The organism is Albidovulum aestuarii (genome assembly GCF_029961185.1).
GTDB lineage: Bacteria > Pseudomonadota > Alphaproteobacteria > Rhodobacterales > Rhodobacteraceae > Albidovulum > Albidovulum aestuarii.
In genome coordinates, this window is the sequence record NZ_JASBQQ010000012.1 from 35,775 (window position 1) to 61,863 (window position 26,089).

The 26,089-nt window shown below is 59.0% G+C and carries 22 protein-coding genes; 11 read left to right on the forward strand and 11 right to left on the reverse strand.

Annotated elements, in window-relative coordinates; all coding sequences use genetic code 11:
* Positions 1-122 precede the first annotated feature (122 nt).
* Together QKW60_RS19760 and QKW60_RS19765 are read left to right on the forward strand one after the other, a co-directional pair.
* Positions 123-2,285: a tetratricopeptide repeat-containing sulfotransferase family protein gene (locus QKW60_RS19760; RefSeq protein WP_282371284.1), complete on the forward strand. Its 2,163-nt coding sequence runs from the start codon at positions 123-125 to the stop codon at positions 2,283-2,285.
* The gene (locus QKW60_RS19765; RefSeq protein ID WP_282371286.1) at positions 2,272-2,925 is read left to right on the forward strand and encodes a YggS family pyridoxal phosphate-dependent enzyme; all 654 of its coding nucleotides are present in this window, start codon (positions 2,272-2,274) and stop codon (positions 2,923-2,925) included. Before QKW60_RS19760 ends, QKW60_RS19765 begins: the two co-directional genes overlap by 14 nt.
* 18 nt (positions 2,926-2,943) lie before the next feature.
* On the opposite strand, the gene QKW60_RS19770 is transcribed toward QKW60_RS19765, so the two are convergent.
* Entirely contained in the window at positions 2,944-3,603 is a 660-nt protein-coding gene (locus QKW60_RS19770; RefSeq protein ID WP_282371288.1) for a class II aldolase/adducin family protein, read from the reverse strand.
* Positions 3,604-3,763: 160 nt separating this feature from the next.
* On the opposite strand from QKW60_RS19770, the gene QKW60_RS19775 reads away from it, so the two are divergent.
* Positions 3,764-5,137 carry an ArnT family glycosyltransferase gene (locus QKW60_RS19775; protein WP_282371290.1) on the forward strand — a complete coding sequence of 458 codons (1,374 nt, stop codon included), beginning with the start codon at positions 3,764-3,766 and terminating at the stop codon, positions 5,135-5,137.
* A gap of 42 nt (positions 5,138-5,179) precedes the next feature.
* On the opposite strand, the gene QKW60_RS19780 is transcribed toward QKW60_RS19775, so the two are convergent.
* Positions 5,180-5,713: an invasion associated locus B family protein gene (locus QKW60_RS19780; protein ID WP_282371292.1), complete on the reverse strand. Its 534-nt coding sequence runs from the start codon at positions 5,711-5,713 to the stop codon at positions 5,180-5,182.
* Positions 5,714-5,873: 160 nt separating this feature from the next.
* Between QKW60_RS19780 and QKW60_RS19785 the strand changes: the two genes are divergently transcribed.
* Positions 5,874-6,869 carry an asparaginase gene (locus tag QKW60_RS19785; protein ID WP_282371293.1) on the forward strand — a complete coding sequence of 332 codons (996 nt, stop codon included), beginning with the start codon at positions 5,874-5,876 and terminating at the stop codon, positions 6,867-6,869.
* A gap of 61 nt (positions 6,870-6,930) precedes the next feature.
* Here QKW60_RS19785 and serB read toward each other — a convergent pair whose 3' ends face one another.
* Positions 6,931-7,803, reverse strand: a complete 873-nt coding sequence (serB, locus tag QKW60_RS19790; RefSeq protein WP_282371294.1) for a phosphoserine phosphatase SerB — start codon at positions 7,801-7,803, stop codon at positions 6,931-6,933.
* A gap of 153 nt (positions 7,804-7,956) precedes the next feature.
* Here serB and QKW60_RS19795 point away from each other — a divergent pair, with 153 nt between their 5' ends.
* From QKW60_RS19795 to QKW60_RS19810, 4 genes are all read left to right on the forward strand, one after another.
* The gene (locus tag QKW60_RS19795) at positions 7,957-9,114 is read left to right on the forward strand and encodes a phosphoserine transaminase (protein WP_282371295.1); all 1,158 of its coding nucleotides are present in this window, start codon (positions 7,957-7,959) and stop codon (positions 9,112-9,114) included.
* Positions 9,115-9,194: 80 nt separating this feature from the next.
* A complete protein-coding gene (serA, locus tag QKW60_RS19800) occupies positions 9,195-10,790 on the forward strand; it encodes a phosphoglycerate dehydrogenase (RefSeq protein WP_282371296.1) in 1,596 nt (531 codons plus the stop codon).
* Positions 10,791-10,884: 94 nt separating this feature from the next.
* On the forward strand, positions 10,885-11,304 hold the full coding sequence (gene arfB, locus QKW60_RS19805) for an alternative ribosome rescue aminoacyl-tRNA hydrolase ArfB (RefSeq protein WP_282371297.1): 420 nt from the start codon (positions 10,885-10,887) through the stop codon (positions 11,302-11,304).
* Positions 11,305-11,424: 120 nt separating this feature from the next.
* The gene (locus QKW60_RS19810) at positions 11,425-12,843 is read left to right on the forward strand and encodes an oligosaccharide flippase family protein (protein ID WP_282371298.1); all 1,419 of its coding nucleotides are present in this window, start codon (positions 11,425-11,427) and stop codon (positions 12,841-12,843) included.
* Between the two features lie 18 nt (positions 12,844-12,861).
* On the opposite strand, the gene QKW60_RS19815 is transcribed toward QKW60_RS19810, so the two are convergent.
* From QKW60_RS19815 to QKW60_RS19845, 7 genes are all read right to left on the reverse strand, one after another.
* Positions 12,862-13,443 carry an acyltransferase gene (locus QKW60_RS19815; RefSeq protein WP_282371299.1) on the reverse strand — a complete coding sequence of 194 codons (582 nt, stop codon included), beginning with the start codon at positions 13,441-13,443 and terminating at the stop codon, positions 12,862-12,864.
* Between the two features lie 60 nt (positions 13,444-13,503).
* Complete coding sequence (locus QKW60_RS19820; protein ID WP_282371306.1) at positions 13,504-14,145, reverse strand: rhomboid family intramembrane serine protease; 642 nt, start codon at positions 14,143-14,145, stop codon at positions 13,504-13,506.
* A gap of 42 nt (positions 14,146-14,187) precedes the next feature.
* Complete coding sequence (xrtD, locus tag QKW60_RS19825; protein WP_282371308.1) at positions 14,188-15,786, reverse strand: VPLPA-CTERM-specific exosortase XrtD; 1,599 nt, start codon at positions 15,784-15,786, stop codon at positions 14,188-14,190.
* A 145-nt stretch (positions 15,787-15,931) separates the two neighbouring features.
* Positions 15,932-17,356 (reverse strand): TonB-dependent receptor, encoded by a 1,425-nt coding sequence (locus tag QKW60_RS19830; RefSeq protein WP_282371310.1) that lies wholly within the window; start codon positions 17,354-17,356, stop codon positions 15,932-15,934.
* Positions 17,357-17,383: 27 nt separating this feature from the next.
* Complete coding sequence (locus QKW60_RS19835) at positions 17,384-18,115, reverse strand: polysaccharide biosynthesis/export family protein (protein WP_282371312.1); 732 nt, start codon at positions 18,113-18,115, stop codon at positions 17,384-17,386.
* A 41-nt stretch (positions 18,116-18,156) separates the two neighbouring features.
* Positions 18,157-20,607, reverse strand: coding sequence for a tetratricopeptide repeat protein (locus tag QKW60_RS19840; RefSeq protein ID WP_282371314.1), 2,451 nt, complete (start codon positions 20,605-20,607; stop codon positions 18,157-18,159).
* Between the two features lie 59 nt (positions 20,608-20,666).
* On the reverse strand, positions 20,667-21,356 hold the full coding sequence (locus QKW60_RS19845) for a sugar transferase (protein WP_282371316.1): 690 nt from the start codon (positions 21,354-21,356) through the stop codon (positions 20,667-20,669).
* A gap of 461 nt (positions 21,357-21,817) precedes the next feature.
* Here QKW60_RS19845 and QKW60_RS19850 point away from each other — a divergent pair, with 461 nt between their 5' ends.
* Genes QKW60_RS19850 through QKW60_RS19860 form a run of 3 tightly spaced genes read left to right on the forward strand, consistent with a single transcriptional unit; the run spans position 21,818 to position 25,083 of the window.
* The gene (locus tag QKW60_RS19850) at positions 21,818-22,702 is read left to right on the forward strand and encodes an ExeA family protein (protein ID WP_282371318.1); all 885 of its coding nucleotides are present in this window, start codon (positions 21,818-21,820) and stop codon (positions 22,700-22,702) included.
* On the forward strand, positions 22,699-24,231 hold the full coding sequence (locus QKW60_RS19855; RefSeq protein ID WP_282371321.1) for a GumC family protein: 1,533 nt from the start codon (positions 22,699-22,701) through the stop codon (positions 24,229-24,231). Before QKW60_RS19850 ends, QKW60_RS19855 begins: the two co-directional genes overlap by 4 nt.
* A 30-nt stretch (positions 24,232-24,261) precedes the next feature.
* Positions 24,262-25,083 (forward strand): CpsD/CapB family tyrosine-protein kinase, encoded by an 822-nt coding sequence (locus QKW60_RS19860; RefSeq protein WP_282371322.1) that lies wholly within the window; start codon positions 24,262-24,264, stop codon positions 25,081-25,083.
* A gap of 71 nt (positions 25,084-25,154) precedes the next feature.
* Here QKW60_RS19860 and QKW60_RS19865 read toward each other — a convergent pair whose 3' ends face one another.
* Entirely contained in the window at positions 25,155-25,814 is a 660-nt protein-coding gene (locus QKW60_RS19865; protein ID WP_282371324.1) for a VPLPA-CTERM sorting domain-containing protein, read from the reverse strand.
* Positions 25,815-26,089: the final 275 nt, after the last annotated feature.

Sequence of the window (26,089 nt, forward strand, 5' to 3'; positions counted from 1 at the left end):
CTTCGGAGAGAGCGGGCCTTGCGCCCGCTCTTTTCATTTTGACCAGCGTCCTAAACTCGACTTCCCCGTGAACCCGGGATAAGGTCCGCCGCATTGCGGAACAGCCCCAGGTGAGGTCGACAGTGCTGACAGCCGAAGAGATCCAAAAAACATATGCAACAGCGCTGAAGCACCAGAATGCCAAGAACTTTGATGAGGCACTGAAGATTTATGGCAGATTGCTGAAAAGCAATCCCAATATCGCGGAAGCTCACTACCAGATCGGACGCATTCTTTGTCAGACAGACGCAGCGCGCTCGGCATTGAAGCATCTTCGTAAAGCCACGGAGTTGCGACCGAAGGAGCAGGCCGTCTGGCATGCTCTGGCGACTGCCGTGGCGCTTGGGGGTGATCGCAAAACCGAAGAGGAGTTTCTGTCCGCACTCAAGACTGCCCCGGTTTCCACGGAGTTCCGAATTGGCCTGCAAGACCGCTTCGGTGCACGCCGCTCGAGTACGTCGCCGGCGATGGGCGGGGTTAAGCCATCCGATATCGATCGCATGGTCGCGGCCATGAACTCGGGTAAATATGCGGAGGCAGAAAGACTGGCGTCAACCGTAGCGCAAAAGTTCCCGAAATCCGCGATCGCCCGCAACATCCTCGGCGCAGCACAAATGTGTCAGCGCAAGATCCGTGAGGCAGAATCAAATTTCCGCACTGCGATAAACTTGGACCCGGGATATGCCGAAGCGCACGACAATCTCGGGCGCTTGTACATGGAATCCGAACGTTTTGAGGACGCTGCAGCATCATTCCGAACCGCGGTTGGGATTGCTCCCGGCATGTTCAATGCGCTGATCGCTCTCGCCAGTGCACAAACGCGGCTTGGACGCCCCGCGGCTGCATTACCTTTGTTGGAGCGGGCGATCGATATAAACCGGACGTCGCCGGATCCACACCGTGCTCTCGGCAACGCCCTTGTCCGATTGAACAAACATGATGAGGCCGTGAAAGCATTCGAGAAGGCGATCGAATTGTGGAACGGCACGATTCCGGAAGATCTGATCGCATTGCTCGGAACGGCTCAGGCGCGAGCCGGAAAAGATGATGAGGCTCTTGCGAATTTTAACCTCGCGCTATCAAAAAACCAGGACTCGCCAATTGCGGTCACGGGCAAAGCACAGCTTCTGCAAACACTCGGGCAATTCGACGAATCACGAGACTTGTTCATCCGTGCCTTCGATCTCGATCCCAATAACGGCGAAAACTATCGGCAGTTCTCTGCATCCTACAAGGCAAAGGCCGGCGACCCGTTCGTCGAAAGGATGAAAGCTAAGTACGACGATCCGCGACTTGCCGACATGGACCGCATGAACATTGGTTTCGCGATAGCCAAGTTGCTCGAGGACACGAAGGACTACACCCATGTCTTCAAATACCTGAACGACGCAAACGCCTTAATGTGCAAGGTGTATCCCTACGATATTGCCAAGCGACTAAGGGATGTTGAACTGGTGAAAAAATCGTTTGACGACTTCGATTGGAAGTCAGTGAAACTTGACGGCACAACGGATTTCGCCCCTATCTTCGTAACCGGGATGCCGCGCTCCGGCACAACACTGATCGAACAGATCATCTCCAGCCACTCAACGGTCACGGGGGCAGGCGAGGTTGGCGAAGCCGCAAGAACCGCGCATAATCTGATTATTCGCCGGGGCAGGAACCGCCACATCAGCGAAGTACCTAATGAGGATTTGGTCAAGCTCGGTTTTGATTTCGAAGCCTTAATCCGTGATCGGTTTCCTGACAGCGGTAGGATCACGGACAAGTCGATTCAAAGCTACATGAGCTTGGGTATATTGAAGCTCGCGATGCCGAATGCGAGATTTGTTGTTGTGCGGCGTGATCCACGCGACAATCTTCTGTCGATGTATAAGAACAAGTTCCCGGACAACACACACCTGTACGCCTATGACCAGCGCGATCTCGCGACCTATTACAGTACCTTCGTCGAAATGATCGACTTCTGGCGCGAGCGGGTGCCGGATTGGTTCTATGAGGTTCAGTATGAGGAACTTGTCGCCAATCCTGAGGAAGAGACGCGCAAGCTGATCGCGGCCTGTGGGCTTGAATGGGAAGACGCCTGTCTCAACTTCCATGAAAACAAGCGCAAGATTGAAACCTTGTCGGTCTATCAGGCGCGTCAGCCGATCTCAAAGGCTTCCGTGGCGCTCTGGCAGCGCTATGAGAAGGATCTCAAGCCGATGCTCGACGCGTTGAAGGAAGGCGGGCATGTCCCTGGCTGATATCGTCGGGCGGCTGAACGCTGCCGAACGTGCGGCGGGGCGGGCGGAAGGCTCCGTCACGCTTATCGCTGTGTCCAAGGTGCAGCCGCTTGAGCGGGTTGAGGCGGTTCTGGAGGCCGGGCACCGGGTCTTTGGCGAGAACTACGTGCAGGAGGCGGCGGGCAAGTGGCCGACATTGAAGGAGCGTTTCGCCGGAGTGTCGGTTCACATGATCGGGCCCTTGCAGACCAACAAGGCAAAAGCCGCCGTCGAACTGTTCGACGCGATCCACACGCTGGACAGACCGTCGCTGGCCCAGAAACTCGCACGTCTTGCGGACGCCCGCGGCACCTGTCCTGAGCTTTTCATTCAGGTCAATACCGGGTCCGAGCCGCAGAAGGCCGGCGTCTTGCCCGGTGATGTGGACGGGTTCATCGTCGATTGCCGTGGCCTTGGCCTGCCGCTCTCGGGTCTGATGTGCATTCCGCCGGAAGACGCCGACAGCACGCCCCATTTCGCGATGCTGGCCGACATGGCCGAACGGAACGGTCTTGCCGGCCTGTCCATGGGGATGAGCGCCGATTTCGAGGCGGCCGTTGCGGCGGGCGCCACACATGTACGCGTCGGATCGGCCATATTCGGTGCCCGCGACTATCACTGACCACGACGGCGTCGCCAGTCAGGCGTCGTGTTGTTGGTCCAACCCATATCCACCGAACTTGGCAAGGACGTCCGCGATCTGGCTGTCACTGAGAAGCGGCGGCTCGGTGCCGGTTGCAAGGCAGGCATGATACTGCCGCGCCAGCGTCTCGACCTCGACCATGCGCCACATGGCTGTGGCCAGCGACGAGCCGACAACGATCACACCGTGATGCTGCAAAAGGCAGGCCGTGCGATCCTCAAGCGCGGTCAGCGCATGGGCCGAGAGTTCCGCCGAACCGAAGAGAGCGTAGGGCGCGCAGCGGATGTCCGAACCGCCGCATACTGCGACCATGTAGTGCAGCGGAGGGATCTTTTTCCCAAGGATCGCGAGCGTCGTGCAATAGGTTGGATGGGCGTGGACAACGGCATTCACATCGGGACGGTTGGCCAGAATATCGCGATGAAAGCGCCACTCGCTTGACGGGCGGTTCCGGCCCTGCGGCGTACCGTCCGGGGCGAGAAAGACGATATCCTCAGGTTCAAGCCTGTCATAGGGCATGCTTGTGGGCGTGATCAGAAGACCGTCGCCATGTCTGACCGAGATATTGCCGGACGTACCCTGATTGATCCCGGTGTGGTTCATCTCCAGGCAGCTTGATATGATGGTCGCGCGCTTTTGATATTCCTCGCTGTCCATCGTCACCTCTTGGTTCCTGACCATAGCACCTTCACCCGGACGGTAAGCCGGGTACGTTCCGATTGATATCCCACAATAGGGACAGTTTCGCTCATTGTTGCGTGTGGTGGTGGGGTGGTCCTGATAGCATGGTGCCGAGGCAGTCGAGGACAAGCAGCGTATGCAGCGCGACGGGACAATCACAAGCGGCATGTGGTTCGGAATTTTCTGTGCCTATTTCGCGGTTCAGGCCGTCTTGCGTATCTCGGTTCTGGGCCCATCGCTGGAGCTGGACGAAGCCGAGGCGTTTTGGTTTTCCCGGGATCTTGCGTCGGGCTATGGCGCTCAACCGCCTCTCTACTTCTGGCTTCAGTGGATCACCTTTGAAATTTTGGGTCCTTCGGTCGTTGGTCTGACGGTTCTGAAAAACCTCATTCTGGCTGCGACCTCGATGGCGGTTTTCGCGGTGTTTCGCCCCTTCGGCCCCCCCGCCATCGCCGGGGCGGCGGCCCTGTCACTCGGGCTGTTACCCGAAATTTCGTGGGAGGCGCAGCGCGCCCTGACGCATTCGGCGCTGGTGCTTCTCATGTCCGCTTTGACGCTGATCGCCGTCCGGCGCGTAATGAAGGACGGTCGTTGGGCGAGTTACGTTCTGCTCGGCCTGACGCTCGGGTTCGGCATGTTGTCCAAGCACAATTACCATCTTCTGTGGATCGCAATCCTTCTGGCGGTTGTAACCGATCGCGAGTTTCGGGCGGCGATGAACTGGCCGCGCCTTTTACTATCCGCCGCGATCGCGGTCCTGATTGTACTTCCCTATATTTACTGGGTGATTGGTCATCCGGAGCGCGCCACGGGGAGCGTGCAGAAGCTCGGCTTGACCGATCTTGGGTTTTTCAGCGCGCGCCTGCAGGGGATCGCGGATCTGGCTGGCATGCTCGTTGGGTTTTTCGCACTGGCCATCCTCTGGCTGGCGCCCGCCGTCATCCTGAAGCGCAAACAAATACGCTTGGGGCATTCCGACCATGCCCGATATCTCAGCCGCGTAGTCGTCAGTGGCTTTATCGTCGTGCTGCTGTTGGTCGTTGTAGGTGGCGTCACGAATATCCGGGGCCGCTGGATCATGCCGCTCCTGTGGCCGTCGGTTCCGCTGGTTATTGTCTCCCTCTGGCCGTTGCTCTCGACGCGTGGTCGACAATACCTGACCTTTAGTTTCGCCGTGTTGTGGTTGGCAGTGATGGCCGCCCTGACAATGGTGACAAGTTATCGCGACGCTGAGTTCAGAACGGCCTATGCCCAGCTCCCCGAAGATCTGCCGATCATCTGCGCGCAAACCTGGGTGCTCGGCAATCTCGCTGTGATCGCGCCGGATCGGCCCGTTTACATGGTCTCGGATGATGGCATTCCGACCGGAAAGGTCATTCTAATCGCGCCGGTGGGTGGCATGGATCAGTTTGCCCGCGATCTCGGCCACGCATCGGGCGTTACCGTGGCGCCGCTGGACCTCGGCCCCGCCAATCTGCGTCGCGCTTTCGAATACGCGGTCGTGGATTAGATTCCCAGAGGCGGTTTCCCGGTTGATTAACTGGTGACGCGCTCAGCCCGCGCAGCGTTTCTCGGCCTGATCCAGCGCCGAGCTGACACCGATGAGGGAGAACGTGTCCTGCGTCTGCGTACCGCGCGACGAACGGGCGGTAAGGACAGCCGATGCGCCAGCCTTCAGCGCGGCTACGATCTTGGCGTCCTCGTCTGGCGAGCCCGACCATGCCCATTCCGGGCTGTCGGTAAAGGTCGAGAGTTCGAACTTTGTGCCGCCGATATCGACAGAAACTGTTGAGCCCTCGGCAAACGGATACCCGCCGGTGAAGGAAAGCTCGACCGGATTTCCGGGACGATATGTCACGAAGAGCAGGATATCGCCGCGGCGCACCGAAACCGGGCTGCCGTCCTTCGTGTTGAGCGTTTCGGTCGGTGCCGAAACCGCCCAGCATTCTTTGGGATTCTCGTCGACGAAGACGCTCCATGCGGTTTCCGCCGCAACGCGGTTGGCGGAAACCTGGGCCTGCGCGGCAGGTGCCAGTGCCAGTGTTAAAAGAACCGCGCCCGTGGCGCGCAGCATCGGTGAATTCATCTCCGCAGCCTCCTGCTGGTGCCTCTCACGGGGTCCGCCGTTCTGCCTTCGCGGCGTTTTCCAATGGCAGGGCATCCGTCAACTCGATATGGACGTCTTAGCCCAAATACAAAGGGCTGGGAAAGCCCCGGTGGCATAAAATCGCGCAAGGGTGAGGAAGATGGCTGCGGTTCCGATGGTCGAGCTTTGGCGCGGCGGTATTCTGGAAAGCATGCATTCCGGGCATGCCGTGATCTGCGATGACAAAGGTGGGATCGTCGAGGCGTGGGGAGACCCTGAAGCCGTCATCTTTCCGCGGTCTTCCTGCAAGATGGTCCAGGCTCTGCCGTTGATCGAAAGCGGCGCGGCAGCGGCATATGGCTTGAGTGACGCCCAACTCGCGCTTGCCTGCGCCAGCCACAATGGCGCGGCGATTCATACCGGTCCGGTGGCGCGTTGGCTGGCCGATCTTGGGCTGGGCGAAGCCGACCTGCGCTGCGGGCCGCAGATGCCCGATGACGGCGATGCACGCAAGAAACTGATCTGCACCGACAAAAAACCCTGCCAGCTGCATAACAACTGTTCGGGGAAACACACGGGCTTTCTGACACTGAACAAGCACCTGAAGGGTGGTCCCGAATATATCGACCCGGATCATCCGGTGCAGCGCACTGTGCGTGCGGCATTCGAGGAGGTCACGGATCTGCTGTCACCCGGCTTCGGCATCGATGGCTGTTCCGCACCGAATTTTGCGACGACGATGCACGGGCTCGCCCGCGCGATGGCGTTCTTCGCCACAGCTTATAGCCGGAATGGCCTGCGGGACCGGGCGGCCACGCGGCTCGTTGGCGCGATGCAGGCCTATCCCGAACTGGTCGCAGGTGAGCGGCGCGCCTGCACCAATCTGATGCGGGCGATGGGGGGACGTGTTGCGGTAAAGACCGGGGCCGAGGCGATGTTTACCGCAATCCTTCCCGACCAAAAGCGCGGCATCGCGGTTAAGATCATGGATGGCGCCGACCGCGCATCTGAGGCCGCGATCACCGCTTTGCTGATCCGTGCCGGTGCGCTCGACCGCAACCATCCGATCGTCGACCGCTATCTGACTGGCCCAATTCTCAATCGTCGAAGGATTGCCGCCGCCGAGATAAGGCTCGCCCCCGAATTCACGGGCTGAGACTGGCAGTGCAGCATAACGTGCCTCGGGGATCTGACCCGCCTGTGCGCACTCGTTCAGATCAGGCGAGATCGTTGACCGCGTAACCCTGAATATAGAGAAGGGCGGTCAGGTCGCCGTGATTGATGCGGATATCGCATTGTGCCGCGACGGATGGTTTGGCGTGCAGCGCCACCCCGGCCCCGGCAAGCGATAGCATGCCAAGATCGTTGGCGCCGTCCCCAACCGCCATCACTGCGTCGTGGGTGATGCCCAGCCGAGCGGAGATTTCCTTCAGCGCCGCAACTTTGGCCTCTCGGCCCACAATGGGGCGTCCGACGTCCCCGGTCAGGCGGCCACCTTCGGTCAGAAGCGTATTGGCTCGGTTTTCGTCAAAACCGAGATGGGCTGCGACGGCAGAGGTAAACGCCGTGAACCCGCCCGAGACCAAAGCCGCATAACCGCCATTGGCCTTCATCGTCCCGATCAGCTCGCGCCCACCCGGCGTATAGGTGATCCGCTCGGCCAGAACCTGCCCGATGACGTCTTCGGGCAGACCCTTGAGAAGTCCGACACGTTCCAAAAGCGCACCTTCAAAGTCCAGTTCGCCATTCATCGCCCGTGCGGTAATATCGGCGACCCGGGCGCCGACGCCGGCCATATCGGCCAGTTCGTCGATGCATTCCTGCCCGATCATGGTCGAATCCATATCTGCCAGCAGCATATGCTTCCGCCGCCCCTCGGCCTGCTGCAACACCAGATCGACACCGATCCCCTGCAAGCCCTGCCATACCTCCCAGCGGTTCGCGGGGACCTCTGCCACGGCGAACTCCGCCGCGATGCCGGGATTGAGCCAGACCGCCCCACCCCCGCCCCAGGCGTCGCGCAGCGACTCGACTGTTGTACGGTCAAGATCGGCCCGTTCGGGGTTGGCCAATAGGGTGGCGATGTACATGGCAGGTTTCCGATAGTGGACTGTTGGCGTCGGTTTTAGTCACTCAAGCGCCGCACTAGACCACTTTTCCCGCTTGTGCCAGCCCTCGCGCCGCTCTATCGCTGGCGGCGGGACACCCCTCCCCAACGAGGGGCGCTTATCTGGAAGGATAGCATGACAGACCTTACGATCCCGGCCGCGCGGCCGGTCAATCCGCGCTTCTCTTCGGGCCCCTGCACGAAGATTCCCGGTTTCTCCCTTGATATGCTCGGCGATGCGCCCTTGGGCCGTTCGCATCGTGCTGCCGTGGGCAAGGCCAAGCTGGCCGAGGCCATCGACCTGACCCGCGAGGTGCTGGGCGTGCCCGCCGATTATCGCATCGGCATCGTACCCGCCTCGGATACCGGGGCCGTCGAGATGGCACTCTGGTCGCTTCTGGGCGCAAGGCCGGTCGAGATGCTGGCCTGGGAATCGTTTGGCGACGGCTGGGTTACCGATGTGGTCAAGCAGTTGAAGCTGGACGCCGTGGTGAAGAAAGCCCCGTATGGCGAGATCGTCGATTTCACGACGGTCGATTTCGACCGCGATGTGGTCTTCACCTGGAACGGCACGACCTCGGGCGTGCGGCTGCCGAACGGCGATGCGATCCCGGCGGAGCGTCAGGGCCTCACCATCTGCGACGCAACCTCTGCCGCCTTCGCGATGGATCTGCCTTTCGAGAAACTCGATGTGGTGACGTTCAGCTGGCAGAAAGTGCTGGGAGGCGAAGGCGCGCATGGCGTGCTGATCCTCAGCCCCCGCGCCGTCGAGCGGCTGGAAAGCTACACCCCCGCCTGGCCCCTGCCGAAGATCTTCCGCCTGACCAAGGGCGGTAAACTGATCGAGGGCATCTTCAAGGGCGAGACGATCAATACGCCGTCGATGCTGTGTGTGGAGGATTACCTTGTCGCGCTGAAATGGGCGCAGTCGATCGGTGGTCGCAAAGCGCTGATCGCGCGGGCCGATGCCAATGCGAAAGCGGTGCGCGACTTTATCGCTGACAAGGACTGGATCGCCGATCTGGCAGCCGATCCGGCGACGGCATCCACGACGAGCGTCTGCCTCAAGTTCACCGATCAGCGCATCGCCGATGGTGCGACTTTCGCCAAGGCAGTCGCGAAACGGCTGGAAGCGGAAGGCGTGGCGCTCGACGCCGGGGCCTATCGCGACGCGCCCCCGGGCCTTCGCATCTGGTGCGGCTCGACGGTGGAAACCTCGGACATTCAGGCGCTCATGCCCTGGATTGAATGGGCCTTCCAGACCGAGATCGCCGCGCAATCTGTCGCGGCCTGACCCCCATCGAATTGTGACCCCCGCGCAAGCGGGGGCCTTCCACCGATACCCGCCGATGCGGGCATGACAGGACAGCTAAAATGGCACCGAAAGTACTCGTTTCCGACAAGCTCAGCGAAACCGCCGTGCAGATCTTCCGCGACCGGGGGATCGAGGTGGATTTCGACCCCAATCTCGGCAAGGACAAGGATCGCCTGCTGGAGGTGATCGGCCAATATGACGGCCTTGCGATCCGCTCGGCGACCAAGGTCACCGAAAAGATCCTCGCTGCCGCCGGCAATCTGAAGGTCATCGGCCGCGCCGGGATCGGGGTCGACAATGTCGACATCCCCGCCGCCTCGAAAAAGGGCGTGATCGTTATGAACACGCCTTTCGGCAACTCGGTCACCACCGCCGAACATGCCATCGCGATGATGTTCGCGGTCGCGCGGCAACTGCCGGAGGCCAGCACCTCCACCCATGACGGCAAGTGGGAAAAGAACCGCTTCATGGGGGTGGAGCTGTTCAACAAGACGCTGGGCGTGATCGGTGCGGGCAATATCGGCGGCATCGTCTGCGACCGGGCGCTGGGCCTGCATATGAAGGTCGTGGCCTATGACCCGTTCCTGAGCGAGGAGCGCGCCAAGGCGATGGGCGTGACCAAGGTCGAGCTGGACGAACTGCTGGCGCGCGCTGATTTCATCACGCTGCACGTGCCCCTGACCGACAAGACCCGCAACATCCTGTCGAAGGACAACATCGCCAAAACCAAAAAGGGCGTGCGCATCATCAACTGCGCGCGGGGCGGACTGGTTGATGAGGCGGCTCTGGCCGAGGCGCTGAAAGCGGGCCATGTCGCGGGCGCGGCCTTCGACGTGTTTGAGACCGAACCGGCAACGGCCAGCCCGCTCTTCCATCTTCCCAATGTCGTCGTCACCCCGCATCTGGGGGCAGCCACAACCGAGGCGCAGGAAAACGTCGCCCTTCAGGTGGCCGAGCAGATGTCGGACTACCTTCTGACCGGGGCGGTGCAGAACGCGCTCAACATGCCCTCGGTCACGGCCGAGGAAGCCGCCGTCATGGGGCCGTGGCTGAAGCTTGCCCAGCATCTCGGCGCCTTCGCGGGCCAGATGACGGATGAGCCGGTGAAGGCGATCAACATCCTTTACGACGGTACCGTCGCCAAGATGAACCTAGAGGCACTGAATTGCGGTGCCATCGCGGGCATCATGAAAGCCACGAACCCGGACGTGAACATGGTCTCTGCCCCGATCATCGCCAAGGAAAGGGGTGTAAAAATCTCCACAACGCATCAGGAAAAGGGTGGGGTCTTTGACGGTTACATGAAGCTGACCGTGGTGACGGACAAGCGCGAACGCTCCATCGCGGGCACCGTCTTCAGCGACGGCAAGCCGCGTTTCATCCAGATCAAGGGCATCAACATCGACGCCGAGATCGGGGCGCATATGCTCTATACGACGAACGAGGATGTGCCGGGCATCATCGGGACGCTGGGCCACACGCTTGGCGACGCCGGTGTGAACATTGCGAACTTTACCCTTGGTCGTGCAGGGCAGGGTGGCGATGCCATCGCGCTTCTCTATCTCGATGAAGCGCCGAAGGCGGAGGTGCTGCGCGCGCTTGAGGCCACCGGCAAGTTCAGCCAGGTCAAACCGCTGGTGTTCGACGTAGCGTGACAACTGCCGTTCGGGGCCGCGATCCGGCCCCGAATGATCCGCTGGGGCCATGCGGAAATGGACAGCCGCGGCCGTCCGGCTTATGACCGGAACCATGCTGCGCATCAGTGAGGATATCGTTCTGGCTGACTGGGAACTGACCGAGAGCTTCTCGCGCTCTTCCGGGCCCGGCGGGCAGAACGTGAACAAGGTCGAGACCGCAGTTGAGCTGAGATTCGAGGCAGAGCGCAGCCCCAATCTGACCGACGCGGTGAAGAAACGGCTGAAACGTCTCGCCGGGCGGCGTTGGACATTGGACGGCGCGATTGTAATTCGCGCGGAAGAAACCCGCAGCCAGGCCCGCAACCGCGAGATTGCGCGTGAGCGTCTTGCCGAACTGGTGCGTGCGGCACTGGTTGCACCCAAAAGGCGGATCGCGACAAAGCCGACATTGGGAAGCCAGCGGAGGCGGCTTGCGGCGAAGACGGCGCGGGGTCAGGTGAAGGCGCTGCGCGGCAAGATCGATGACGAATAAGTAGTTTCCGGAGGGGTTTGTAAATCAAAGCCCGCCAAATCTCGTGAGAATGCTTGCGGTTTGGCGGAATAGCGCTGACAACCATCATGACCGGAGTGAATTGGGACAAATACGTTTGAGATGCTGAAGAAAGCCCTCATGCTCGTTTCGGGCAATGCCTTCGGGTCGGCGCTTCTTCTTTTGCGCAATCTGATCGTCGCGCGCCTGATCAGCCCCGAGGACTACGGTATTGCCGCGACGTTTGCGATTTCCATGTCTCTGGTCGAGATGCTCTCTTATCTCGGTCTCAACCAGATGATTGTCGTCGACAAGGATGGCGACGATGAACACATGCAAAACGCGTTGCAGGGCTTCCAGCTTTTGCGCGGAATATTTTCCAGTATGGTCCTGTTCCTGATCGCCGTGCCCTATGCGCGGTTTATGGATATCGAACACGTCGCATGGGCCTATCAGGTTATCGCGTTCATTCCGTTGATCAGCGGGCTTCAGCACTACGACATGCACCGCCTGAAGCGGCATCTGAAGTTCGGCCCGTCCGTCATCGCGCAGGCCGTTCCGCCGCTTGTTTCGGTGCTTGCGCTATGGCCGCTGGCGCTGATCTACGACGACTACAGGATCATGCTTGTGGCACTGCTGGTGCAGGCAGTGGCAATGGTTGTCTTGTCGCACCTTACGGCTGAACGGCGCTATCGCCTTCTGTTCGATTTCGCGATCATGCGCAGTGCGACGATATTCGGCTGGCCTCTTCTTCTGAACGGCATACTACTGTTCGGCGTTTTCAACGGCGAAAGGCTGATCGTTGGCCGGGAGCTCGGGATGGGTCAGCTTGCGATCTTTTCCATGGCCATGACACTGACACTGACGCCGACGCTGGTGCTTGCCGGGGCTTGCCAGTCGCTGTTTTTGCCACAACTTTCTGGCGCTCTCGATAAACCGGGGTCGTTCCGTTGGCTTGGTGTTGCCTCGATCGAGGCAGGGCTTGCCATTGGTCTTCTGTTGATTCTGGGCGTTGTCCTTTTGGGCGGGCCGCTGGTCCATCTGCTGCTCGGGGACAAATACCTGCCGATCCTGAATATCCTGGTTCCGATTGCGGTCGTTCAGGCGATCCGAGTGATGAAATCGGGCAGTTCGACGGTGGCTCTGGCCAAGAAGATGTCCGGCAACTCGGCAATATCGAACCTGTTCCGCGTCATCTCGTTGCCGCTGTCCTGGGTCGCACTGATCCAGACGGGAGAGGTCATGACGGTGATTTATATCGCCATGGCTGCCGAGGTTTTGGGATACCTCGTTTCAGTCTATCTGGTCGTAAAGCGGACGGAACTGACTTTGCCGCCGCTGATCGTCCCGTCCGTAGTGGCGGCCCTCACCTGTATCGCCGCACTTGTGAGCGACTGGAACTATCCGCCACAGCCGCATCTCGGCCTACAATTGCAGCACGGGTCGCTCTGGCTGGTCGTCGCATGTGGGCTCACCTCTCTGGCACTGATGTCCAATCTGCGTGGCTACCTGATACGGACCCTGCTTCGCCGCGAGCGGTAAGCTCGCCAGAGAAAGCGGTTAGTGGCCCGTGTCGGCTTCGTGAATCTGCCGCTGCCCGACGACTTTTGCAGGATTGCCAGCCACGATTGCACAGGCCGGAACGTCCTTTCGCACCACCGCGCCCGCGCCGATGATGGCGTAATCGCCGATGGTCACACCTGCGAGTACAACAGCACCATAACCCAGCCACACGTCCCGCCCGATCGTGATGTCGGCCTCATCCATTGCCTGTTCGGTGACCGGGCTGCCGTCGTTGTAACGATAGGTTGCGGCGGTAATCATGACGGACGGCGCAATCAGGACATCCTCGCCAATTACGACACGGCCCTTGCCGGGACCGGCCCAGATGCTGGTATTGGCGCCGATGGTCACGCCGTGCCCCAGCGTGATGTTGCGGCCGTTGGCGAAACTCGCTGTCGGGCTGATGCGTTGGGTTCCAATGCGTTGCGTCTGCCGCAACTCGGCGACGTGTGTGTAGTTATAGTAGTTCAGAACCTTCAGGCCGTGTGCATAGGCGCGCGGATCGAGAACCGAACGAAGCAGTCGCAGAAACCGCTGGAAACGGGTGGTTTTGGGCTTGGCGGTCTTTCCACTCGTCATTGTATTCCTTTCTCGCTGCCCGGCCCGAAAGGTAAGCCGTGGCACCGTGTGGTCAATGCCTCACCGTCTGAACGCGGTTGCAGCAAAGACCCAACCGGTGATGAAGCCGCCCATATGGGTTTCCCAAGCGAGTTGACCGTTGAGCGCCCACCAAAGCAAGAGATTGATGGCCAGAAGCAATAGCAGCGCCCGCAATATCGGCCGGAGTGGCAAACCCGACCGCGTGCGACGGACATAACCGTTTGCCAAATAGGCACCGGCCAGACCAAAGAGCGCGCCGGACGCGCCGATCATGGGCACATCTGCTGGTCCGAGCAGGCCAAAACCCAAGCCGCCGCCGAGCTGCGAAAGGGTGTAGAGAAGAAAAAACCTCCGTGCTCCGTATCGGACCCACAGGTCCGGGGCGAGTGTGAGCAAGGCCATCACGTTCAGGGCAAGATGCCACAGCCCCGCATGCAGGAACCCATAGGTCACGAACATGACCACGGCCTGACCGCGATAATTCGGCAGCCAGTCATCCAGTAGCCCGGCCCAGAATCCGCCGTACTGAAAAGCGTTCAACCGCGTGTAGGCGCTACCCCACAGGCCAAGATCGGCGCCGGTCAGCAGCAGTTCAGGGACGACGATGACTACGGCCAGAATCCACACGCCGACGGGAACCCGAATGGCGGGACCGCGCGGCGGCTGGGTCTTGCGATTCATGCGTCTGGTCCTGCATCGGTCAAGGGCTCGGGTCCCGCGCAGTCAGAACGGCACGAAGCGGGGAAGGGTTGTCAGGCTTTCGCGCATGAAGCCAAGCAGGCGTTCCTCCGCCTGGCTTTCGCTCTCGTTTCCGCCAATCGGGGTGACAAAGCGCACGAGCGCGCCATCCGTGCGACCAAGGGTCAGGCTGTCGTTCAGGACGCTGAGCTTGGCCCGGACATCGTTCGATACCCGCTTACCGCGGCCTTCGAACCAGTAATAGACGATTTGGCGCGCCAGCCCCTTCTGGATGACCGCCCGCACGGCGGTAAAGCGGCCATATCCGGCCTCGGTCATATCCACCGGCACTTCCTCAAAGGAATAGACCTCCCAGCCGCCGGTTGGCAGGCAGACCTCGGGTGAATGGATGCCCTGTCCTTCGGTCTGTTTTGAATAGTAGGCGACAAACATGTTGACCATGTCGCCGCCGGGCCGCTGATAGAACGCGTTCAGGTAGTCGTCAGCGCCCAGCACACCGGCAATGTCGGATTCCAATGCCACCGTATAGCTTTGCCAGTCGTTGATCTGGCGCGGGAATAGCACAAGCGGGTCGCGTGCGACGGGGGTCGCGGGCGGGGCGGGTAGCGTGTTCCAGGCAAGTGACGCCGCACCGGTTAGAAGGACAGCAAGCAGAAGTCCCGCCGAGTACCGGATTGCAAAGATACGGGCGAATATTCCGCCGAACCCTTGGAAATCCAGGTCGATCGCATCCGCAAGCGGCATCGGATTGGGCGTCAGGCGTTGCAGGCCAATGGCCATCAGGAAGAGGATGCCGATGCAGAGGATGAAGATGACCCAGCCCTCAAAGAAATGCAGGAACCCTTCGGCCTGTTCGATTCCGTAGCGGTCGACGAGAACTCCGATCACGCCAATGCGGAATGAGTTCATCAGCACCGTCAGCGGGGCTGCAGAAAGCAGCAGCACGAGTTTGTGCCAGAGTGGCCCCCGATAGAGGATCGCAAAAAGATATGAAAAGCTGAGGATCGGGAAAAGGTAACGTAAGCCCGAACAGGCCTCGGCGACCTGGAGCTTGTAAACGCCCAGATCGATTACATTGCCTTCCAGATAGACCGCGACGCCCATCAGGCTCACGAACCAGACGCCGATTGCCGAAGACACCCATTGCAGGAAGATCGTGAGTTTCCAGTAGAGGATTTGTGGAAGCGGCAGCATGAAGACGAGATGCACGACCGGAAGCTGGTGCCGTCGCCCGCGATCCCAGCCGAAGACCGTCAGGACCACGCCGCCGACCCAGATAATCAGCGCATAGGTCACGATATCGGGGACCCGCATCAGATTCCCCAAGGTCGCAACCACAAGTCCAAGCACGATCACCAGAACGCCAGGCCAACGGACCACAGGCCCATCGACCGTTTTCGGCATCCGGCGCAACTCGCGCAGGAAAAGGTAGAGTGAGACCAGCGGAATGATCGGCCCATGGCTGTACTCAGCCGTGGACCAGGCTTCGGCAAGAGAGACGAATCCGATCCAGAAGATTGGCACCGATACCGCGAGGAGCAGCGCAAAGAGTGTGAAACCAACCGGGTTCACACTCAGGCTATCGGTCCCAAATGATCTGTCCGGGCGGGTTGAATGCGTCATGTCCTGTCTCGGCTACAATAGTCTGCAACCTAAGCGAAATTTTGCGGCGATACGACAGGATTCAGAATTGGCCCGGTCACCTTGGCGTCAACCGGTCCCATGGTGAACGGGACGGCGACGACTCTCCGCCACCATCCCGATTGGATCATGGTCGGAAACTGAAATTCCTGTCGAGGCTAAGGAAAACCGAATTGGACGTCGCATCGCCGGCCGTGTCATCCGTCTTGCGACGCCAGGTGACGCCACCGGTCATGTTCCAGTCCTGCGTCAGCGCCCTCGAATAGGCTGCGCTGAGTGTCGCACGGGTTCTGGTGGGTATACCGCTTAGGGCATCGGCGCTTTCGGTGCGACCGTAGTTCATCGACAGATTGAGGCTGGAGACCGCATCGATCTGGTAGCCATAGCCAACCGTAAGGCGCGTATCGAGGATCTCCTCGTCGATGTTGTTGGTTGATACGTCCCGCTTGAGCGCGACGGTGATATTGCTCGATTTCAGTGTGTGGTCATACGTGACCGCCGCATTGTAATCGGTATTGCCCTGCGGTGTACGGGTCAGGCCAAGTGAGGCCGACAGGTTCCCGTTTGGCAGTTGCAGATCGCGTCCGAAGCGCAATGAGGTGCGTGTACCGTTCTGGTTCAGGCTGGAGTCGAGTGCGGCGAAGATCGATCCGCGCGACAAAGTTTTTGACAGTTTCAAAGACCCGTTGGTACCGCTGCGGTTGCTGCTCCCGCCGGTCGTGTCGGTATCGACGTCTGTCCACCCAATCTGCGCGTCGAGAACAAGGACAGGATTGATGTCTTGTGTCAGGCCGACGGAATAGTCGACTGTCTCGCGTTCGGTCTGAACCGAGTCATCCGCTTCATACCGGGTAAGGCCGGCATTAAATCTGAGTGTTGTGACGGGCGACAGCTTGGCTGTTGCGGTCGCGTTGATCCGGTCGGTCCTGGTGTCGAAAAGGCGCGGGTTGACGATGACGAGACCCGAATACTCCTGTTCGTCGTGCGACATGCCGAAGCTGAAACCCAAAGGTGCGTTCAGGCCCGTCTCGTACCGGACCGCAGCGTTGCGGGTGGTCCTGGTACCACCGTCTGTGTCGAGTTCGGGCGCGCCGGGGTTGATCAGGCTGTTAGTGGCGTTGAACGCTTCCTCTTCCTGTTCGACTGCAAACGGGTCCAGAAACTCGCGATCGACGCTCCGGTAGTTGCCGGACACCGTGAGGCGGCTGTTCGAATTCTCGATCTTGTACCTCAGGCGCAGATTGGGATCTTCGAATCCCGATATTGTCCGTCCGGGAATGTCCGCGTAACGGAATATGCCTGAGCCGTTCAGCCGGAACTGCTGCGTTCCGGTAGTGCTGCTGAGACCAAAGGTCAGCTTGTTGTCAAAGATCGTCGACGTACCGGTAGAGCCGGGGCGCAACGTGAAATTATCATCAACCGTCAGTCGCGAATTAACGCCGATATCCACCTGCAAACCACCGGCAGCGCCCCCTTGCTGAGAGAGCGCCGCGGTTGGAAGAATGGTAGTCAGCGCCGCGATTACCGCGATCTTAGTTCTGCTCGTGCCCACCGCATCTGCCTTTTTATCGTTCGAACGTCATTCGAATAACCGTCTTTCCGGGATCACGATCACGTCGCCTTCACGCAGGACGATCACCGGCGATTTCGCGCCCGATTGAACGGCTTTGTAGTTGTAGCGATAGACTGTCTCGGTTCCGGTCTTGCGATCAGCGCGGCGCAGTTGGATGCGCTTGGTGGCCGCAAATTTGGTCATACCGCCGCTTTCCGCGAGAAATTGCAGCAACGTCGTGCCTGTTTCAACGTCCATACGACCGGGCGTGTTAACCTCACCGACTGCATAGACGGCAATCGTCCCGTAGGGCCGGACTTGCGATGCCGCCGCCTGGGCGGCCGCATTGTTGACGGCATTCGTGACTGGGTTCAGCTGTCCAACGGTCAGAAATATCGTCGGGGGCGCGGCGAAGTTCGGTGCAAGCGCCCCTGCGATCGTGCTGCGCATGGTGTCAAGGCTTCGTCCGGAGGCCTTTACGGTTCCGACCAGCGGAAGGCTAACAGTGCCATCCGGCAGGACAAGAAGGCTTCTGTTCAGACTTGGGTCTTCAAGAACTTCCATCTGAAGTACGTCGCCGGACTGAATGCGATACCCGCTTTGCGCGAACGCAGCCGGAACAACAAGAACGGCCAGGATAAAGCCGAGCAACATTCTGAACATCTTGACACCCAATAATTCCCCGATTCCATTCAAGTTTACGGCTGATCGGTTATGAATCAAACTGTTAACTTGGAAATCCGGACCGGCGTCGCCCATGAGCGACGCGAAGAGTGCCCGTCGGGCAACAATCCTGCCTGCTAATTCCCGACTGTCACGCCATCGGCTTCAAGTCGTTGAACCTGCTGACGGGCCTTTTCGCCGACAGGGCTTTTTTGATCCGCGTCGACGAGTTCAAGCACTTTGTGAAAGCGCGCGAGTGCGTCGGGCGCGCGGCCGGTTGCGTCGTAGACCATGGCAAGATGGTACTGAACTGCCGGGTCGTCAGGCAGCGCGGCGGCGGCTTTTTCCAGATCCGCAAGCGCCGCATCGTGGTCGCCGCGCAGGAATGCAATCCAACCGTAGGTATCCTGATAGGCCGGAACTGTGCTGTCGCGCAGGCGGCGGGCGATCACCTCCGCCCTCTGGATGTTGTCGGGGTCGGAATAATGGTTTGACAGCAGGCTGGCGAGGTTATTGGCGATGATCGGATTGGCGCTGTTATCCTTGTACATTTCCTCGTAGACCGCGATGGCAGCGGGAATGTCGCCCTGCCTCTCAAGCAGGCCCGCTTTCGCCCATTTTAGGTCGCCAGATTCAGGCGAAACCTCTAGCGCCTCGGCGACAAGTTTTGAGGCCTCATTCAGGCGGTCATCATCAGACGCGATAATCCGGATGAGCGAGATCCATGCTGGCAACAGCTGCTGGTCGGCATCGACCAGATCGCGGAGGATTGCCTCTGCACCCGCTGCATCTCCGGTCAGCGTCCTCACTGAGGCGTCGATGAAACGAAGGTTCCTGTTATCCGGCTCAGACTCCAAAAGCTTGCTGGAATAGGCTCTAGCCTTCTCGTTCTCGCCGTTGTCGAGATGGGTTCTCAGAATGGCAATGCGTGCAGGCAGGCCTCCGCTGCCGTCTTCGACCAGTTTTTCCAGATACGAGACCGCTTTGTCGGTATCCTCCTGGCCCGTGACGACCGCTGTTTGTATGTTTTGTGCAGCCAATTTGGCTTCGCGGGATTCCAGCGACATCAGGGCATTGGCGACCGCGGTCGCACGCGGGTAGTCCTGAACACGCAAATACACCTCACCCAGAGCCGTCAGAAGATTCATACTGCCGGGCGACAGGCGCAATGCGTCGATGAGAACACCTTCGGCTGGAAGAAGCTTGCCCTCGTTTGCCAGAAACTGAGCATAACGCAGGGATTCGTCAGGTGCCCGGTTGGCTACCTCGACCGCCCGTGAAAGGCTTTCGCGCACCAGATCACGGTTTCCGTCGCGCTCATAGGCTTGCGCCATCAAGGTCAGGATGGCCGCGTCGCGCGGATTTTCGTCGACTGCCTTACGAAGTATTGCGATTGCGTCCCCGACAGCATCGTCAAGGATGAGCCACCCGGCCTTGAGTTTCAGTGCTTCAACCTCGCCGGCATCGTCGGCCAGGACCTCGTCGACAAGTTTATGTGCGCCATCCGCGTCGCCGGTGATCAGCAGCATCTTCGCCAGCCCGATCTTTGTGCGTCGGGTTTCGACGGAGGGCGATGCAGTTGTCAGAATCTCCCGCATTGCTGCGATTGCCTCGTCCCGCCGCCCGAGGTCGAAGATGAATGCAGCATGGGTCGCACGATATGCCGGTGCGGCATTGTCGCCAACGATGATCTTTTCTAGTTCCGCCACCGCAGCAGGCTGTCCGCGCTGCTCAGCAAGGAACTGAACGAGATTTAAGACACGTTCCTGATCGGGGCTGGCCGGATCGATGCGGCTGCGCAGGAATTCTTCTGCCTTGTCCAACTCCTGGCGAGAGGAAAACCAGCGGACGAGAGTCGTCGCCATTTCCGGCGCGTTCGGAAAACGTGCGACAAGGCCACGCAGCTCAGCCTCTACCCCGGCGTCGTCGCCGACCGCCGCCAGTGCCTGCAATCGCTGCGCCCTCAACGGTCGGTCATCCGGCGCGACTTCGAGGGCAAGGTCAATTTCCTCAAGTGCGTCCTGATAATCCTGTGCCCGCATCAGGTCGTCGATGACGACACGCCGCAACAGCAGGTTGTCCGGTATGGTCTTGCGCAGGTCCCGCGCTTCGGCCGCTGCCTTGATCAATACCGAGACGTTATTGTCGACGATGGCGCGTCCGTAATCCGCCGCGATCCGGATCGCCGTTAACTCAGCGTCGCCCGGCGCCTTTTCCAGTGCCTTCGCCGAGAATCGGGCTGCAGTTTCCCAGTCATTGCCTTCGGCCGCGATCTCGGCAAGCGCTCGGGCTGTATCCATATCCTCGGGCTGCTGTTCGATGAGTCGAAGATACTGCGAAAACGCCTGACGCAGATTGCCACGGCCCCGTTCGACCTCCGCATAGGTACGGCGTGCTTCGGTGTGGTTGCCGTTCAGGTCAAAAACATTGCGAAACTCGACTAGGGCGCGGTCCACATCACCAGCCTGAAGATAGGCAAGACCCGACTGGTAGTGCTTTTCTGCGCGTTCTTCAGAAGAATCACATGCCGCCAGAACCGTGAGTCCGGCAGTCAGAGTTAGAACGGCAATTGTCTTGGAAAGACCCATTAGCAGACCTTGTTGGATGGTTTTACGCCATGTCGTCACAAACGTGTGAAACGGTCAAATCAATACCCCGTTCCCTTGATCACCACGCGGACGGTCGCAAGAAGCAGTCTTATATCAGTCATGAAGGAAAGTTCCTGATCGTATGCCGTGTCAAATGCCACGCGCTGCGAAAACTCACTTTCGTTGCGTATGGATACCTGCCACGGACCAGTGATGCCGGGCCTGAGAGAGTAGTATGCGGTTCCGGAATAAAGTGACCGCTGACTGGGCATCATCGGGCGTGGCCCGACCAAAGACATGTCGCCGATCAGAACATTCCACAGTTGCGGCAATTCATCCATCGAGGTCTTTCGCAGCAACTTGCCGATCCGGGTGATGCGGGGGTCCGATTTGAGTTTCTGCGTGGAGTTCCATTCGAGCCGCGCTTCGGCGTTCTTCGAAAGGTATTCTTCCAGCATGCGCTCGGCATCAGGAACCATCGTACGCAGTTTCAGCATACGGAATGTCCGCCCGCCGCGTCCGACGCGTTCGTTCCAGTAGAAGGGTGACGAGCCATCCAGCGCAACGGCGATCGACAGGATGAACACCACGGGCACGACGACAACACCGGACAACAGTACTGCCAGGACGTCTACGGCACGCTTGAAAACATTGCGATACAGACCAGATTGCCGCCGAATATTCACAGAGCCCGCCGATGCGCCCGACATCCCGATTTCATCAGAAAGGTCATTAATCTGAAGCGTCATGTGTGCGATCACACCGAATAGGCACCAATGCGCGGCTACATACAGCCGCCCGAACGTTCACTACCACGATTCCCGCCCACCTAGGTCAGGGCGCACAAGTCTTAGCATCTTTGGACCGGGCGCGGAATCAACAATTGGGAAACCAAGGCAGATTCGTTGCTCAAGACCTCTAGACAAGGGTTTCGGTCGTGGAGCGACGATCGTGGCTGGCCGAACCGTTTCCGGGACGTTTACAGTGGTCGTCCGTGTCGTGATTGTGCGCCGCCATGGCAGGCTGGAAGCAGATGTGCGAGACTTCGAATCGAACTGCGTATACTGGGAAAGTCGGAACTGAATGAGGCAGCGCCATTAAGTCGCCGAACTTGTATGATCCATCCGTCATGGTTTACCCGTTGGCGGTGGCTATCATAGCTGGATCAGGCGGGATACGTGCACACTGTATTGAGTGAGATGGATTTCGGATGAACAAGGTCGTGGAGACCGATACGAACGACAGTGTTGGCTTTTACATGGAATTCTATGGGTTCCGCGAACGCCCGTTCACGCTCGTTCCGGATCCTGACTTCCTGTTCTGGTCGGCCCAGCACCGGCGTGCTTACTCGGTCCTGGAATTCGGGATCCTGAGCCGTGCGCCGATTACGCTTGTTACCGGCGGGGTCGGTTGCGGAAAAACCACGCTGTTGCGTGAGTTGCTGCGTCAGTTTGGATCGAGGGTGACGGTCGGTCTCATCTCGAATGCGCAAGGCGGCCGGGGAGAGTTGATTCAATGGGTGCTTAACTCGCTCGACATTCCGTTCAACGCTGACGCGGGCTATGTTCCGCTTTTCCAGAAGCTTCAGGACTATCTGATCGAGGAATATGCCTCTGGTCGGCGTGTGGTTCTGATCTTTGACGAGGCCCAGAACCTGTCGGCGGAAAGCCTTGAAGAATTGCGGATGCTGACCAATATCAATTCGGGCAAGGATGAAGTGATCCAGCTTGTTCTGGTCGGTCAACCCGAGTTGCGGGACATGGTGCTTCACCCGTCGCTGCGGCAACTCGCGCAGCGCATCGCGGCAAGCTTTCATCTGCTGCCGCTCGACGAACCGTCGGTGATGGAGCTTATTTCGCACCGGCTGAAGGCGGCAGGTGGCAGCGGCGAGGAGATAACGCCCCAGGCTGCGCGGGTGATATACAAGGTAACCCATGGTGTTCCGCGCTTGGTCAACCAGCTTTGTGACATGGCGTTGCTCTATGGCTGGAGCATGGATAACCCCCGTGTCGACGAGGGCGTGGTTCAATCGGTGATCGACGACGGTGTGTTCTTTGCGGCGCAGATCGCGGCGGAGGAAGAGAAGCATAAATGAATCTGGACCTGTCATTCTATTTCGCGGTCTTCCTGAGACGGCTGCACTACTTCATCATCATATTTGCACTCGTTTCGACGGCGGCGATCGCCGCTGCGTTCCTGCTGCCCGCAGTCTATTCCGCGAACTCCATCCTCTTGGTCGAGGCGTCTTCGATCCCGGGCGCTCTCTCTGCGCCAACGGTGCAGGCGCAGGCATTGGAGAAGCTTCAGACAATCGAAAAATACCTCATGACCCGGACCAATCTTCTGAGGATTGCTCAGGACCTTAAAGTATTTCGGGATATGGATAAAATGTCTCCCGACGACATCGTTCAGGCGATGCGCGGCGCGACCCAGATCAACAAGAATGCGGGCCGTGGTCAGGCAACGATCATGGGTATTTCCTTTGAGGCCGAAACCGCAGAAGCGGCTGCGGGGGTTGTCAATGAATATGTCACTCTCATACTTCAAGCCGATCTTGAGGTGCGCACGGGCAAGGCCGAGGACACCGTAGAATTCTTCCGTCAAGAAGTGGCGCGACTGTCCGGAGAACTCGACATCCAGAGTGCCAAGATCCTCGATTTTCAGAACAAGAATTCGGATGCATTGCCCAATACGCTCAACTACAGGCTTAATCAGCAGCAGATCCTGCAGACGCGTCTTGCTAATGCCGAACGCAATATTGCTTCGTTGAAAGATCAAAAGGCCCGGATGATCGCGATCTTTGAATCGACCGGTCAGATCAGCGGGGCGACAGCAAACCAGACACCTGAGCAGCGGCAACTCGATCAGCTCCGGACCCAGCTGAACGGGATGTTGGCGGTGTTCACCGAAACCAATCCGAAAGTCGTACTGATCAAGCAGCAAATTGCTCAGCTTGAGGAAATCGTGAAATCGCAACTTCCCTCTGATCCTACGGGCAACCCCGCGGCAACGCTTCTGGATGTACAGCTTGCCGATTTGGATACGCAGATCGACATTCTGGAGGAAGAGCGGATCAAGTTGATCGATGAGCTTGAGGCCCTCAAGACATCAATTGACCGGACGCCCGCCAACCAGATTGCCTTGGACGCGTTGCAGCGCGATTACAGCAACATTCAGCAGCAATATAACTCGGCCGTCGGCAAGCTGGCGGCAGCATCCGCAGGCGAACAGATCGAGGTCAGATCAAAAGGTGAGCGCATTTCGGTCGTCGAGCCGGCGACGATTCCAGGTAAGCCTTCTCGTCCCAATCGCGTCATGATCGCGGGCGGTGGCATCGTAGCGGGCGCATTCCTGGGCGCAGCTTTGATTGTTCTGATTGAGGTTCTGAACCGCGCAGTCAGAAGACCGACGGATCTGGTTCGGACGTTTGGCATCATGCCGATCGCAACGATTCCATATATGCGGACTCCGAGCGAAACGATGATGCGCCGCACTGCATTCGTGACAATTCTTCTGGTGGCAATTCTTGGAATTCCGGCCATGGTCTACGCGGTGCACGTTTATTACGCACCGCTCGATATCATTGTCGGAAAAATTGTCTCCAAGTTCGGCATTCGGTTGTGAACGGTCGGAAGGGCAAAGGTAAAGCGAAGTATGGAAAAACTCGAAGCAGCATTGGCCAAAGCCCGCGAGATGCGCAAGAGCACGGGTGGAACGCTGCAGAGCCAGCACGCCCCGGTTACTCCTAAGGCCATTCCGGTCGGCGACTGGTCCAGTCTGCCGGAAGTCAAGTTGACGCCGGCGCGGATGCAACGCAACAGGATCACTGCAGTCCTGGGTGGCAAGAACGCGACGCCGTATGACATGCTTCGCTCGAGAACAATCCGCCTTATGCGAGAGAAGGACTGGAACCGACTTGCGGTGACATCGCCTGGGGCGGCTTGCGGGAAGACGACTGTCTCATTCAATCTTGCGCTCAGTCTGTCGCGACAGAAAGATCTTCGCGTTATGCTGTTTGACCTCGATCTGCGGCGACCGGCACTCCACAGAGTATCCGGGCTGGTGCCGCCTCATTCGTTTCACGAGGTCCTTGATGGTCGGGTTTCATTCGAAGAACAGGCGGTTCGCATAGGCGAGAATCTCATTCTGGCGATGAACGCAACCGCATGCCGAAATCCGGCCGAGTTGTTGCAGGCGAGCCGGACAGGCGAGATCCTTGATGAAATTGAACGCACCTGGCATCCGGATGTAATGTTGTTCGACATGTCTCCTATGCTCGCAAGTGACGACAATGTCGGGTTCCTTGGGAATGTGGATTGTGCGTTGCTGATCGCGGCGGCCGAGCGGACTACGCTTCCAAACATTGATATCTGCGAGAAAGAGCTTGCGCAGTTGACGAATGTTCTGGGCATTGTTCTCAACAAATGCCGGTATGCCGACAAGTTGGTCGGATACAGCTACGATTCATACTCATAAACACGTTCACAGCAGGTCAAAACTAAAAAGGCCGGGCAGTGCCCGGCCTTTCGGATACTGTAGATGCCTTCTTAAGCTGCCTTGCGCCGACGACGTACAGCAGCCAGCCCGCCAAGGCCGCCCAGAAGCAGGAGGCCAGCGGCAGGAAGCGGCACCGGTGCCACGAAACCGATACCCGCCAACGCACCGTCGGCGAAACCGAGGTTGTCGTTGCTGCTGAGAACGGTGAAGAAAATTTCGGTTACAGCGATCGCAGCGAAGGACGCGCCGACGAAGCCAGCAGCACCAGAGCCGGCAATATCATTCGCATAGAGCGAAATGATGGGATAGCCGCCATTGATCGATGCTACACCGATTTCCTGAGAGGAGCCGTCCGAAGCTTGGAACAAGTCCAGGAAATAGATCGCATTCACCATCACAGGCGCGCTGAAAGTTACGCGGATCCATTCGAACTCATTCGAATTCACCGTCGTAATCTCATCATCATGCATGCCAACGCCGTAGCCGTCAGTTTGGAATGACAGCCCACTACCTGACGGGGCAGAATTCCCATCGAACGCCTGAGTGTTGTTCAAATAGCCGCTCGCGTCCATGGTCCAGCTGACCGAACCGTTCAGGATCGTACCGGACGTGCCGGTCCCGGCATTCGTAAAGTCAATAACATTCGCATCTGCCGCAGAGGCGCCTACCATGAGAGCCAAGCCTGCAAGAGCGCTAGTGCACCAGTTCATGCTCAATTTCCTTCCACCCCTGTGACGCAGAACTGCGGCACGTGATTTCCCACACCCTTGATACCACATTTGACGCTGCTTGTAACATCAAAAAGCCACAATTGATTTACTTTCCCGGCAACCGCCGCGCAGCTCAACCTATGGAAGAGTATCTTTGCAATCCAGAAACTTAATGCCAGAAAGATGCTTATTGTTTCCGTATTGAGAGCTAATGGTCTGGAGGATCGGGAAACAGTTTCGAAGGCAAAGCAGATACCGTTTCCAGGCCGCCAACT